Genomic DNA, 12,824 nt, shown 5'->3' on the forward strand with positions numbered 1-12,824 from the left:
GCCCAATTGGCACCTGCGCCCGCACCGGAGCCCGCTCCGGTCCCGCCTGCCGACCCCTCGCCGGCCCCGTATGTCGCACTTCGCGAGGCCGCCGAATTCCCGGTGGGCGTGTCCCTGAAAGCGGCCCAGCTTCAATCCGAACTCTTCCGGGAGGTAGCCGGATCGGTCTTCAGCAGCATCACCGCCGGATACGAGATGAAGATGCGGCACGTGGCCCCAGGTCCCGATGCCTACCGCTGGCACAACGTGGACGCACTGGTCAAGTTCGCCGAAGCCAACCAAATGCAGGTGCACGGGCACACCCTCGTCTGGCACCAATCGACTCCCCGCTGGCTGGAGGAGTTTGCAGGCAGCGACGAAGAATTCGAGGACGCGGTGCGCGAGTACATCGCCGCGATGGTCGGTCGGTACAAGGGCCGGGTGACCAGCTGGGACGTGGTCAACGAAGCCCTTGATCCCAGATCCGGCCGCCTCCGCGACACGGTGTTTCGGCGCCGCATGGGTGACGACTACGTGGCGCGCTTGTTCCAGTACGCGCACGAGGCCGATCCGGACGCATTGCTCTTCTACAACGAATTCGGCACCACCTGGGACGGCGCCAAGCGGGCCGCGATGCTTGCGATGGTCGATGATTTCCAGCGGCGCGGGATCCCGATCGACGGGGTCGGCCTGCAAATGCACGTGACCTACTCGTTTCCCGATATCGGGCAGATCAAAGCGGTGATGCATGAATTGGTTAGCCGCGGTCTGCTGGTACACGTGTCCGAGTTGGACGTTCGGGTCAATCCCGACGGCGATCAGACCGAACTCACCCGATCCCGCAGCGTGGATCAGTTCCTGAGAGTCAGGGCAATAGTGGCGGCGTTCGTCGCCTTGCCGCCCGAAAACCGGTATGCGATCACGGTCTGGGGGCTGCGCGACGGCGAAAGCTGGTTGATCGATCGCTGGGGCAATCCGGAATGGCCGTTGCTGTTTGACGACTACCTGGATCCCAAGCCGGCTTACTTTGGATTCCTCGAGGGACTGGGAGTCAAATGACGAACGGATCGCCCGCTAGGTCGGGCCCGTCGCACCCGGTTCGGCGTAGTAGATTTGGGGCCGGACGATCAATCGGAGATGGTTTGCAGGTGCACGACGAAGTCAGGATCAAGGACGTGGTTCGCGAGGCGTACGGCGAGCTGGCGCGCCGCTCCGGATCCGAAGCGGCAGGGTGCTGCGGCCCCGATTCATGTTGCGAACCCGGTCAGCCGGAGCTTTACTGCGGCGGTGAAGCCGAGGGGGTTCCGGACGGCGCGCGGGCCGCCTCGGCGGGTTGCGGAAACCCGCACGCGATCGACACGCTGCGTCCCGGCGAAACGGTGGTCGACTTCGGCAGCGGCGGCGGGATCGACTGCTTCATCGCGGCCCGCGCGGTAGGCCCGCGCGGCCGGGTCATCGGCATCGACATGACCCCGGACATGATCGATCTGGCCCGTCAGGGCGCGCGGGAAGCCGGGCTTGAGAACGTCGAATTCCAACTCGCCGAGATGGAGGCCACGCCGCTGGCCGACGATTCGGTGGACGCGATCATCACCAACTGCGTGATCAACCTGGCGCCGGACAAGGACCGGGTGTTCGCCGAGGCCCACCGGATCCTCAAGACCGGCGGTCGGCTGATGATTTCGGACCTGGTCCGCTCACCGGATGCCGAGCCCGACGGCGGGGAGGCGATGGAGGACTGGGTGGCCTGCCTAGGGGGCACCGAACCGCGCGACGTTTACCTGGACCGGATCCGCGGCGCCGGGTTCGGGCGGGTCGAATTGGTGTCTTCGGTTCCCTGGCGCCGCCAGCGCTGGCAGGGGGCGATCGAGAGCGCTAACATCGTCGCCACCAAGACCGTCTAGCGCCGGGCGGGGTAGATTCCCGCCGAGTCGGCTCACTTGCCGATGCAAAACTTGGTAAAGATCGCGCTCAGAAGGTCTTCGGTTGCATCCTCGCCGGTAATCAGGCCCAGCTCTGAAATAGCCCCGGCCAAACCGATGCAGATGAAGTCGGCCGGCAACCCGTCGCGCAGGGCGCGCTCGGATCCCGCAAGCTCGGTTTCGGCCTGGCGCAGTCCGCGAATGTGACGCCGGTTCGTGGTTTGCGGTAGGTCGGTGGCGCGCAGACCGCCGGTCTCCAGCAGGTCGGATAGCTCTTCCTGCAGCCGATCGACGCCGTCGCCGCGCAGGGCCGAGAACGGAACCTGCCGCGCGATTCCGATCCGCTCCAGCTCGGCGTCCCCCACGACCGTACCCAGGTCCGACTTGTTCAAAAGCACGATCGCCGGCAACCCCACCCGGGCGATCAGGGCGGCGGTCTGGTAGTCAGCTTCCGCAAGCGGCCGGGACCCGTCGACCAGATGCAGGGCCAGGTCGGCCTCCCCCAGGGCGCGCTCGGTTCGAACGATTCCTTCGGACTCGATTCTGCCGGCCCCGGACCGGATCCCGGCGGTGTCGGAAAGCACTACCGTCAGCCCGTCCACGCTGAGCGATTCCTCCAGGACGTCGCGGGTCGTCCCGGCCTCTTCGGTCACGATCGCCCGATCTCGGCCCAGCAGCAGGTTCATCGTGGAAGACTTGCCGGCGTTGGGGGCGCCCACGAGCGTGATTCGCACCCCGGTGCGCAGCAGCTGGCCGGTTTCCGACCCCTTCAGCGCCGCGGCGACCCGGATCTGAGCCGACTCCAGCACCGCGCCGATCTGATCGCGCGGCATCGGCGGGACGTCATCTTCGGCGAAGTCGATTTCGGCCTCCAGCTGGGCGCGCAATCCGATCAGCCGTTCCCGGATCGCCCGAACGGATTCCGACAGCGACCCACCCAGCTGGGCGCGCGCCGACTTGAGTGACAGATCGTTAGGCGCCGCGACCATATCGGCGACCGCTTCGGCGCGGGCCAGGTCGATGCGGCCGCTCAAGAAAGCGCGGAGCGTGAATTCGCCGGGTTCGGCCAACCGGCAGCCCTCCCGCAGCAGCGCCGCGAGGCACGTCGCGGCGGCCACGCTCCCGCCGTGGCAGGAGATTTCGACCAGGTCCTGGCGGGTGTAGGAGCTGGGCCCGCGGAAAAAAGTCAGTAGGGCCTCGTCGAACGCGATCCCGTCGCGGGGATCGGTCAGGCTGCCGAGGGTGACGTGGCGGTGAGCGACCCGTTCACCGGGTCGGGGGCTGAAAACCTTCAGCGCCGCCGCAACCGCGTCGGGACCGGATGCGCGAACGACCGCGATCGCGCCCGGACCGGGGGCGGTGGCCAGCGCCGCGATCGTGTCGCCGGTATCCAGCAACACCCGCGCCGACCTTGATTACTTGGGGCGGTAGGCGGCCGATGGAATCCGGGCGTTTTCGCCGCGGGCCGCCGCCAGCGCCCGGTCACGCTCCCAGCGCAATACCCACTTGGGGGTGTGGACTCCGATGTGTTCCCAGGGGAGCAGCTCGTCGTCGTCGCGCTCGCGTAGGACGTACCAATCGACGTCTATTCCGGCCTCGGCGCAGCCGCGATTCCAGGTCTCGGGATCAAAGTGCTCGTCCCAGGCATCGAGCCGCGCGCCCAGCCGCCAGGCGTTCTCGATCGCCGCCCCAACCCGGCGGTCGCCGAGCGAAAGGAGGGCTTCAATGACCGAATTCAACGGGTTGTTCCAGTTGAACTTGATCGCCCGGTCGGTCAGCTGCGATCGCAGGAAGGCCTGCTTTTCCTCGATTTGCGCAACGTCCGCCTGGGCGAACCACTGGAAAGGCGTATGCGCCTTGGGCACGAAGGTGGAAACCCCAACCCGCACCCGGGCCCGGCCGCCCACGTGGCGGCGGCCGATATCGAGCGTCTTGCGCGCCAAGCGCGCGATCCCGGCCACGTCGGCCTGTTCCTCGGTCGGCAAGCCAATCATGAAATAGAGCTTGACGGTGTGGAATCCCTGGGCGAACGCGACCGCGACGGTGTCGAGCAGCTCACGGTCGGGAATCTCCTTGCGGATCACCTCGCGCATTCGGTCGCTGGCCGCCTCCGGCGCGAACGTGATCGAGCGGCGCCGGCCGCTGCCCTCCGGCCGCAGGGCCTGGGCAATGTCGATGTTGAACGGCTCCACCCGGGTGGAGGGAATGTTGATGTCGAGGCCCTGGTCGTCAAGCTCTTCGCGCAGGTCGCGGATGAGGGTCTGGATGTCCCGGTAGTCGACCGCGTTGAGCGAGAGGAGCGTCAGGTCGCGATGGCCGGTGGACTCGATTACCGCCCGCGCCGCCTCGCGGATTTTCTCGGGTCGGCGGGTGCGCAGCGGCCGGTCTATGAAGCCGGCCTGGCAGAAGCGGCAGCCGCGCGCGCAGCCGCGGTGGATCTCGATCGAAGCCCGGTCGAATACCGTCTTGCCGTGCGCGACCACCGGACGGGTCGGACCGATGTAGTCGTTGATGTCCACGTAAGCGCGCTCGACCTGGGCCGGGGCGGCCGGATTGTTGGGCGTTACCGCGCCCAGGCTCCCGTCGTCCCGATACGAAACGTCGTAGAACGCCGGGACGTAGACCCCCGGCAGTCCGGCCGCGCGCTCCAGGAAACGTCTCCGCCAATTCCGCGGATCGGCGCGCTTGGCCGCGCCCTGCAGTTCCACGATCCGGGGCAAGAGTTCCTCGCCGTCGCCAATGACCGCCAGGTCCAAGAAATCGGCCAGCGGCTCGGGGTTGACCAGCGAGGCCCCGCCGCCGATAACGATCGGGTCCCGTTCGCCGCGGCCGGCGGCGCGCAGGGGGATCCCGCCAAGATCGAGCATCTCCAGCATGCCGGTGACGCCGAGCTCGTAGGGCAGCGAAAAACCGACCATGTCGAATGCCGCCAGCGGGCGGCGCGTTTCCAGGCCAAAAAGCGGGACGCCGCGCTCGCGGAGCCGGCCGGCCATGTCCGGCCAGGGACAGAAGGCGCGGTCGCAGAGCATGTCCTCACGACCGTTGACCAGCTCGTAGAGGATCTGGATGCCGAGGTTGGACATGCCGATCTGGTAGACGTCGGGAAAAGCCAGGCAGATCCTTGCCGGAGCCGAATCCCAGTCGCGGTTGCGGCTGTTCCATTCCCCGCCGACGTAATGGACCGGATTCTGGATTCCGTCCAGCAGGGCCTCTACATCTATTGCCGGGACAGACATCGCCTTGGTCAGTTCGGAACTTTGATTCGAGGAGGCGTATGTCGGCGGTCCGGCCGCCGGCGCCCCCGCCAATGGTATTGGGCAAAAGCGGTGGATACAACCGGATCGGATCAATGAGCAATTCCCGCCGGTTATGGTCGCTTTGCCACCCGCACCGAGTCTTGCCGGTCCTGCCTTGCCGATTTCCGATCGGCGACGGTGTCGCTGGCCGCGGTGATCGGTCGCACCGGGATATTTGAGCGGGCGGCGGTCCGGGCCGCATGCGCGGAATTGGTCTGGAAGAATGGTGGTGCTGCGGGACGCGGCCGGAGGGTGATTCCGGTCGGGCCGATCACGTGGGTAGCAGACGGAGCGGAAGGTCTACTGGCGATGCAGAGCACGCGGGCAGGGTTGGTTGAACCCAAACGATTCGAGCTCATTGACGTCGACTTGGCGCCGGGGCCCGGAGAGGTGCTGGTGGAGGTTTCGGCCTGCGGAATCTGCAGTTCCGAGATTCCGGTCTACACCGGCGACCGCCCGGTGGACATGCCGGCGTTCCTCGGTCACGAGGGGTCGGGCGTGGTGGTCGCGGTCGGACCGGGAGTTGAGGGATTTGCCGAAGGCGAACGGGTCACCGGAGCCATTTGGCAGGCGTTTGCCACCCACGCCATAGGTGACGCCGACATGCTCTTTAAAGTCCCCGACGGAGTCGACATGGCGCACGCGCTCGGCGAACCGTTGTTTTGCGTCGCAAATATCGCTCGAGCCGCCTCCCCCAGATTCGGCGACCACGTGGCGGTCGTGGGATGCGGGCAGATGGGCCTGCTGACGATCGCGGCGTTGCGGAACCAGGGCTTGGGTTCGCTGATCGCGGTCGACGCCCTGCCCGAGCGCCGCCAGCTGGCGTTGGCCGCTGGGGCGACTCACGTCACCATTGACGACCCGGTCAGCGAAGTCATGGACATAAGCGGACGCGGTGCCGATGTGGTGGTGGAACTGGTCGGCAAACCGGGCGGACTCAGGCTGGCCACCGACATGCTGCGCCGCGGGCAGGGGCGCCTGATCATGGGCGGCTACCACCAGCTCGATGACACATACCACCTGCGCAACTTTTCCTATCAGGGCCTGATCGCCCACTCGGCCCATCCCGCCTATTCGCCCGACATGGCGGCCGACTACCGGCGTGCCCTGGCCGCGCTGGCGCGGGGAGTTTTCCCGATGGACCTGGTGGTAACCCACCGCCTGCCGCTGGACGGGATTGCCGAGGGTTTCGACATGCTGCGATCGCATGCTCCCGGGTATCTGAAGGGCGTGGTTGTTCCCGGCGCCTGATGCTCCACCAGCCGGTCAGGGGCGACCGATTTCGCATAATCTTGACGGATTCAGTAAAGAATGGAGGCGGGCGTTGTTTGCCATTAATTCACACGCCCGCTACGGCGTGGCGGCGCTGGTCGATCTCGCCCAGCACGGGAACCGCGAATTCGTCCGGGCCCAGGACATCGCCGAACGCAAGGGAGTGCCGCCGAGCATCCTGGGGCAGGTGCTCTCTTCGCTGGTCCGGTCCGGGCTGGTGCGCTCGCGGCGCGGTGCCAATGGTGGCTACCAGCTGGCGGTCGCCTCGACCGGATTAACCCTGGACAGGATCCTCTTCGATCTCGGCATGGAGCCGCCCGGCAGCGGCTGCATCGGGATCGAGCGGGCCGAACAGGCGGCGCTGGCGGCCATGCGCCAGACCAGCCTGGCCGACCTTGCCATGCAGAGTGCCAGCGACCTTACCGGGTACCAGATCTAGAAAGGGCTATTCCGCCCGAAGGCCCCGCCGGACTGGCGAAACCCGGCGCCAAATCTCACGAATAGGGCTGGCCGGTCGGCACCATCACCAACTCGGGGACGTTCGCCCGCGGGTGGAGGGTGGCTACGAATAGCACCGCCTGGGCAATGTCCTCTGATTGCAGCATCTTCGCGCGGCGCTCCGCCGAAGGGGGGTTGGGTCGCGAATCCATGATCGGCGTGTCGGTTCCGCCGGGATGGATAACGCAGCAGCGGATTCCGTTTCCGCCTTCCTCCAGGTGCGCGCTCAGACTCAGCGCCCGCGCGCCGTGCTTGCTGGCGTTGTAGGCGGGGCCGGGGATCATGTCCGACCGAACCGCGGCGATCGAAGAGATCGTTATCACGACGCCGGAACCCCGCTCGCGCATTTCGGGCAGAACCGCTTTCATCAAGTAGAAGACCCCGTTCAGGTTCACCCTGACGATGTAGTCGAAGTCCTCGCGCTTTACATCCGCGAACATCCGCTCGGGAACATTGGTGCCGGCGTTGTTGACAAGAATGTCGGTCTGCGGCAGGCGGGTGCGGGTCCATGCGTAGAGTTCCCGGACCGCATCCGGGTCCGCGACGTCGGCCGCAAATGGATGCAATCGGGCTCCGGCGCACGCGGCGGAGATTTTGGCTTGCTCCAACTTGGCAAGGGTTCGACCCACGGTGACCACTTCGGCCCCCTCCTGCGCCAGGCTGCGGGCAATTGCTTCGCCCATGCCGCTGCCGGCCCCGGTCACAATTGCGCCCTTTCCTGCTAACTTCAAATTCGGTCCTCAATCGGTTGTGCCGGCAAATTCGGGTTCATGATAGGTGATTTGCTCCGATATGGTTTGGAGGCCGTCTGCGGCCGTGAGCATCGCGAAAGTTCCGACGCCACGGTAATGGTGCGTGCTTCAACCCAGCTCAGGAACCACGTAAGTGTGCTCGCGCAGTTCCTCGACGAGCGCGATGGAGCTTAGCCCGGTTTACAGGGGCAAGAGCTCTTCTCGCCCCTCAGGTCCGGATTGGTGGACCTTAGGAGTAGGGCTGTACCGTCGGCGTAATCATCATTTCTGGGACGTTCGCGCGGGGGTGCAGGGTGGCGACGAAAAGCACCGCCTGGGCCAGATCCTCGGGTTGCAGCATGGTCGCTCGGCGCGCCGGCGAGGGGGCGTTCGGGCGTCGGTCCATGATCGGGGTGTCGACCTCACCGGGGTGAATGAGGCAGCAGCGGATTCCATTGCCGCCTTCTTCCAGATGGGCGCTGAGGCTCAGCGCTCGCGCGCCGTGTTTGCTCGCGCTGTAGGCGGCCCCCGGTACCACCCCGGATCGCACGCCGGCAATTGAAGCGATCGTAATTACCACGCCGGCGCCACGCGCCCGCATTTCGGGCAGCACCGCGTCCATCAAATAGAAGACCCCGTTAAGGTTTACCCGCACCACCTGGTCGAAATCCTCGCGGCTAACTCTGGCGAGTGCCCGGTCGGGAACGTTGGTTCCGGCATTGTTGACCAGGATGTCGACCTGGGGCAGGCGGGACCCGCCCCAGGCATAGAGCTCCTTAACGGCCTGCGGGTCGGACACATCGGCAGCGTGTGGGTGGAGGCGCTTGCCGGATTCACCGGCCGCCACCCTGGCGCTTTCCAGTTTGGCCAGGGTGCGGCCGACGGTTACGACTTCGGCACCCTCATGGGCCAGGGTGCGGGCCACCGCCTCGCCAATGCCGCTCCCGGCGCCGGTAACTATCGCGCCTTTCCCGTCCAGTTTCATGCTCGGCCCCCGTTGGTGCTGCTTGCGCTTCCGACCGCTTGGCGAATGCTTGAGCGACTGGCCCGGCCCAGGCTTTCGGGGTTGTGGAACCGGGTCTAGAAGACCGGGTCCATTCCCGGCAGCACGCCGAACAGCGCCCCGAACGAGAGCAGCATCGCGATCGCGATCAGCAGCCCCCCGCCCATCAGCATCGAAAAGGTCTTGGCGTCGGAGAAAAGGTGCATGTAGTAGCCGAGCACGCCGAGGGCTTTCAGGGCCATCAGCACGAAGAGGGACACGACTATCGGCCACAGACCGATCGGCATGAATACGACGGCGACTTCGACCACGGTGATGATGAACAGCCAGATGCCGACCACCACGTAGTTGGGATGATGCTTCTTGTGGTGCTCGACGGCCGCGCGCGCCTCCTCGACGACGCGGCGCCGTTCAGCCGCTATCTCGGATCGGATATCGGCCTGCATCAGTGCGCGACGGGGGGCCCGATGACCGGCGCCGGCAGCAGGTAGATCAGGGTGAAGATGAAGACCCAGACCAGGTCGACGAAGTGCCAGTACAGTCCGCACATTTCGACCGAGACGTACGATCCGCCGTCGGTCCCGGCGTCAGGTCCGGAGGGCAGACCCTCTTCCACGCCGACCGCGAACTGGAGGGGGCGGCGGGCGTTCTCGCCGACCTTGAAGACCAGCAGCGCCAGCAGCCAGACCACGCCCCAGAAGACGTGCGCGCCGTGAAATCCGGTCAGCACGAAGAAGGAGGCCCCGAACATGCTCGACGTCATGCCCAGCCCGTGCATGCCGAAATGGGTGAATTCGTAGACCTGGATGCCCAGGAAGAACGTGCCCAGCCCGGCGGTGGCCAGGATGTTGTTGCGGTAGGCGATGGTGTTGCCCGCGCGCAGGCCGCGCAGCGCCAGGACCATGGTCAGTGACGACATCAGCAGCACGAAAGCGCCCAGCCCGGTCAGGTTGATGTCCAGGTCGTGCGGCCCCAGGCCGCCTTCGGAGCTGCCGCGCCAGATGAAGAAGTTGGCGATCAGGGTCGCGAAGAACAGCGATTCCGAGCCGATGAAGGTCCACATGCCCAGCTTGCGCATGTCCAGCCCCAGGCCGACCCCGGAGGGGGCGTGGTGGGCGTCAGCGTGGGAGGCCATGGATGCCTAGACCGGTTCCTTGGCCCAGGCGAAGATCGAACCGATCATCACCAATACGCCTACCGCCGCCAGCGGCAGGAAATAGATGATTCCGAACCCGAACAGGGTCAACCCGCCGGCCAGGATGATTGGCCAATAGGATGGCGGCGGCATGTGGATGTGCTCGTCGGGCGGTCCGTACAGCGGCGGCATTTCGAGCGGGGCGGTGCTGTGCCCGTTGCCCGAGCCGGCATCATGGATCTCGGTCGCCTCGGGGTGCTTGGAGTCCCAGAACGGCCGGTTGGAGAAGACCCGCGGCAGGGCGGCGAAGTTGTATACCGGAACCGGCGTGGGGATGGACCATTCCAGGGTGTGGCCGTCCCAGGGGTCGGGGTCGCCGACTTCCTTCGACATCAGGTTCTTGACGATCATGTAGGCGAACAGGACCGCCGAAACCAGGGTCAGGTACGCCCCGATCGTGGAGAGCATGTTCCAGAACTCCCAGCCGAAGTCGGCCGGGTAGGTGTAGACCCGCCGCGGCATCCCGTCGTTGCCGGAGATGTGCATCGGCCCGAACGTGACGTTGAAGCCGATCATCGTGAGCCAGAAGTGCCACTTGCCCAGGCGTTCGCTCAGCGGGCGCGAGAACATCTTGGGCCACCAGTAGTAGATGCCGGCCAGGATCCCCATCACCGAGCCGCCGAAGAGCACGTAGTGGAAGTGGGCCACGATGAAGTAGGTGTCGGTGTGCTGCTGGTCGACCGGCACCGTCGCGTGCATCATCCCGGAGAGACCGCCGATGGTGAACATCGCCACGAACCCGACCGCAAAGAGCATCGGCGTGGTGATCTGGATCGAGGCTTTCCATAGGGTCGCCGACCAGTTGAGGACCTTCACCCCGGTGGGGATGGCAATCAGCATCGTGAGGGCGGCGAAAACGCTATTGGCGATCGGGCCCATCCCGACCGCGAACATGTGGTGGGCCCAGACCGTAAAGCCCAGGAACCCGATCGAGATTCCCGAGAAGACTATCGCGGTGTAACCGAATATCGGCTTGCGCGCGAACACCGGGATCACGTCCGAGATCATGCCCATCGCGGGCAGGATCAGGATGTAAACCTCGGGATGGCCGAAGAACCAGAACATGTGCTGCCAGAGGATCGGGTCGCCGCCCGGCTCGGTGGCCTGGAAGAAGGTCGTGCCGACGGTGCGGTCAAAGAGCAGCAGGATGAACGCCACCGTCAGCGGCGGTAGCGCAAACACCAGCAGGAACTGGGTCACCAGCGACATCCAGGTAAATATCGGCAGCCGGGTGAAGGTCATCCCCGGGGCGCGCATGTTCAGGATCGTGACGATGAAGTTGACCCCGGCCATGATCGACGAGGTCCCCAGGATGCCCAGTCCGACAAGGTAGTAGTTCATGCCGTTGCTGGCCGAGTACTGGTCGTCGGACAGCGGCGGGTAGGCGAACCAGCCGGCGTCGGCGGCCCCGCCGGTGAACCAGGAAACGTTGAACATCAGGCCCCCGAACAGGAATATCCAGTACGAGAGCGCGTTTAGCCGCGGGAACGCGACATCGCGGGCCCCGATCTGCAACGGTATGACGAAATTGAAGAACGCGGCGTTGATCGGCATGATGACCAGGAAGATCATGATCAGGCCGTGCATGGTGAAGAACTGGTTGAAGGTCCCCCCGTCCATTAAGTCGTTGTCGGGGACCGCGAGCTGGGTGCGCATGGCCACCGCCAGCCCGCCGCCGACGAGCGAGAAGAAAAGCGCCGTGAAGAGGTAGAGCTTGGCTATGCGCTTGTGGTCGACGGTGGTGATCCAGGCCCAGAGCCCGTATTCCTCGGTCGGTAGGGAGTGATCGGCGTGGGCGGCGCCGGCGTGGGTTCCGGTCAGTACGGCCATCTAGCGCAGGCCTTCCAGAAAGGTCGCGATCGTGTCGGTTTCGGCATCGGTGAGGCCGAGGGCAGGCATCAGCACGCCCGGTTTGATCTGTTCTGGATTCTGTATCCAGGCACGCAGGTTCTCCGGCGTGTTGGGGACTATGTTCGACCCGATTACAGTGCGAATGCCGAATGCCGTCAATTCGGGGCCTTCCTGACCCTGGATGATGGTGCCGCGTATGGCGTGACAGGCGTTACAGGTCTTGCTGACCATAAGCCGCGCGCCCTCCGACTCCTGCTGCTCGACGCTCGCGTCACGGGTTTGGATCGCTACCCAGTCGTCGAACTCGGCTTGGGTAACTACGAAAGTCTTAATCCGCATGTCGGCGTGCGCCCAGCCGCAGAACTCGGTGCACTGGCCCTCGTACACGCCCACTTCTTCGGGGGTGAATTTGAATCCGTTCACCCGGCCCGGGACCACGTCCATCTTGCCGGAGAGCTTGGGAATCCAGAACCCGTGGATCACGTCATCAGACTGCAGGGTGAGGGCCGCCTCGCGGTCGACCACCAGGTAGATCTCGTTGGCGGTCGTGACTCCATATTCGGGGTATTCGAATTCCCACCACCACTGGTTGCCGTACACGTTCACGCGAAGTGCGTCGGGTCCGGGCTCGGCGGCCTGGACCATGATCGTGCGGATGGTCAGGACCGCCAGCGCGATCACGATCGCCGTCGGGATCGCGGTCCAGACTGCTTCCAGGGTGTTATTGCCGTGCGTCTGCGGCGGGATCCCATCGTTGCCGGCGCGGCGCCGGTAGGCGATCAGGGCGTAGATGATCCAGCCCTCGACCCCGACCAGGATGATGCCGGAACCGATCAGCAGGATGATGAAAAGATCCAGCGTCTGGCGGGCGTTGTCGCCGGCCGGCTGCATGATGGTCATCGGCAATTCGCCGCAACCGGACAGGGCCAGGGCTGCGGTCAGCGCAAGGGGCAGAAGAGCGCCCCGCGGGGGGATCAGGCGGAACGCTGCCGCTAACGCGCGATTTAGGCCAGTGATGGAGCTGCTTCCAGTCCTTCGGCGCGGTCGGGAAAGCACGCGCGCAAACCGAGAATTCGA

12 protein-coding genes are annotated in these 12,824 nt (G+C 65.5%); 4 read left to right on the forward strand and 8 right to left on the reverse strand.

From position 1 onward, the window contains the following. Together F4X41_09575 and F4X41_09580 are read left to right on the forward strand one after the other, a co-directional pair. A partial coding sequence (locus F4X41_09575; GenBank protein ID MYB17257.1) for an endo-1,4-beta-xylanase occupies positions 1-1,038 on the forward strand: 1,038 nt, incomplete at its 5' end. Continuing rightward, the gene (locus F4X41_09580) at positions 1,035-1,883 is read left to right on the forward strand and encodes a methyltransferase domain-containing protein (protein MYB17258.1); all 849 of its coding nucleotides are present in this window, start codon (positions 1,035-1,037) and stop codon (positions 1,881-1,883) included. The genes F4X41_09575 and F4X41_09580, both read left to right, overlap by 4 nt. 32 nt (positions 1,884-1,915) lie before the next feature. Here F4X41_09580 and mnmE read toward each other — a convergent pair whose 3' ends face one another. Beyond that, a complete protein-coding gene (gene mnmE / locus F4X41_09585) occupies positions 1,916-3,301 on the reverse strand; it encodes a tRNA uridine-5-carboxymethylaminomethyl(34) synthesis GTPase MnmE (GenBank protein MYB17259.1) in 1,386 nt (461 codons plus the stop codon). Positions 3,302-3,316: 15 nt separating this feature from the next. Beyond that, a complete protein-coding gene (locus F4X41_09590) occupies positions 3,317-5,137 on the reverse strand; it encodes a TIGR03960 family B12-binding radical SAM protein (GenBank protein ID MYB17260.1) in 1,821 nt (606 codons plus the stop codon). A 198-nt stretch (positions 5,138-5,335) separates the two neighbouring features. Between F4X41_09590 and F4X41_09595 the strand changes: the two genes are divergently transcribed. Continuing rightward, positions 5,336-6,448, forward strand: a complete 1,113-nt coding sequence (locus F4X41_09595) for an alcohol dehydrogenase catalytic domain-containing protein (GenBank protein MYB17261.1) — start codon at positions 5,336-5,338, stop codon at positions 6,446-6,448. Continuing rightward, positions 6,432-6,908 carry an Rrf2 family transcriptional regulator gene (locus F4X41_09600; GenBank protein MYB17262.1) on the forward strand — a complete coding sequence of 159 codons (477 nt, stop codon included), beginning with the start codon at positions 6,432-6,434 and terminating at the stop codon, positions 6,906-6,908. The genes F4X41_09595 and F4X41_09600 overlap by 17 nt, the downstream gene beginning before the upstream one ends. Before the next feature lie 55 nt (positions 6,909-6,963). Here the strand turns inward: F4X41_09600 and F4X41_09605 are convergent, their stop codons facing one another. The 6 genes from F4X41_09605 to coxB all read right to left on the reverse strand — a co-directional run bounded on the left by F4X41_09605 (position 6,964) and on the right by coxB (position 12,647). Beyond that, positions 6,964-7,650, reverse strand: a complete 687-nt coding sequence (locus F4X41_09605; GenBank protein ID MYB17263.1) for an SDR family oxidoreductase — start codon at positions 7,648-7,650, stop codon at positions 6,964-6,966. A 298-nt stretch (positions 7,651-7,948) separates the two neighbouring features. Then, positions 7,949-8,683, reverse strand: coding sequence for an SDR family oxidoreductase (locus F4X41_09610; GenBank protein ID MYB17264.1), 735 nt, complete (start codon positions 8,681-8,683; stop codon positions 7,949-7,951). Positions 8,684-8,778: 95 nt separating this feature from the next. Beyond that, on the reverse strand, positions 8,779-9,147 hold the full coding sequence (locus F4X41_09615; protein MYB17265.1) for a cytochrome C oxidase subunit IV family protein: 369 nt from the start codon (positions 9,145-9,147) through the stop codon (positions 8,779-8,781). Further along, the gene (locus F4X41_09620) at positions 9,147-9,836 is read right to left on the reverse strand and encodes a cytochrome oxidase subunit III (protein ID MYB17266.1); all 690 of its coding nucleotides are present in this window, start codon (positions 9,834-9,836) and stop codon (positions 9,147-9,149) included. The genes F4X41_09615 and F4X41_09620 overlap by 1 nt, the downstream gene beginning before the upstream one ends. A 6-nt stretch (positions 9,837-9,842) precedes the next feature. Continuing rightward, positions 9,843-11,726, reverse strand: a complete 1,884-nt coding sequence (ctaD, locus tag F4X41_09625) for a cytochrome c oxidase subunit I (protein MYB17267.1) — start codon at positions 11,724-11,726, stop codon at positions 9,843-9,845. After that, the gene (coxB, locus tag F4X41_09630) at positions 11,727-12,647 is read right to left on the reverse strand and encodes a cytochrome c oxidase subunit II (GenBank protein MYB17268.1); all 921 of its coding nucleotides are present in this window, start codon (positions 12,645-12,647) and stop codon (positions 11,727-11,729) included. Between the last annotated feature and the right edge of the window lie 177 nt (positions 12,648-12,824).

The sequence above is a fragment of the Chloroflexota bacterium genome, from assembly GCA_009840625.1.
Classification (GTDB): Bacteria; Chloroflexota; UBA11872; order UBA11872; family VXNJ01; genus VXNJ01.